General features: G+C 47.5%; 1 rRNA gene. It reads left to right on the top strand.

Annotated features, from left to right (window positions below):
• Window positions 1–398, top strand: a 23S ribosomal RNA gene (locus ACRQ1B_RS29195); the annotation flags it as partial.

Here is a 398-nt window from a genome sequence, read left to right as displayed (position 1 = left end):
TCGTAAGGGCATTTGGTGGATGCCTTGGCATGCACAGGCGAAGAAGGACGTGATACGCTGCGAAAAGCCGTGGGGAGCTGCGAATAAGCTTTGATCCATGGATCTCCGAATGGGGCAACCCACCTTAGATATCTAGAAAATCTGATGTGCCTTTTGGCGCGTGAGTGAGTAGGGAATAGAGAGTAGGGAATAGTTTTTTTTGAATTCTATTCGCTACTCACTAAGCACTATTCGCTGCGTCAAGGACGCATGAGGTTTCTAGATATCAATAATAAGGTATCTACACCTGAATACATAGGGTGTAAGAAGCGAACTCAGGGAACTGAAACATCTAAGTACCTGAAGGAAAGGACATCAACCGAGACTCCGCAAGTAGTGGCGAGCGAACGCGGACCAGG

Source organism: Endobacterium panacihumi, from assembly GCF_050847465.1.
Lineage (GTDB): Bacteria > Pseudomonadota > Alphaproteobacteria > Rhizobiales > Rhizobiaceae > Neorhizobium > Neorhizobium panacihumi.
The sequence above is the reverse complement of the archived record's forward strand: the minus strand, read 5'-3'. Positions and strand labels throughout refer to the sequence as shown.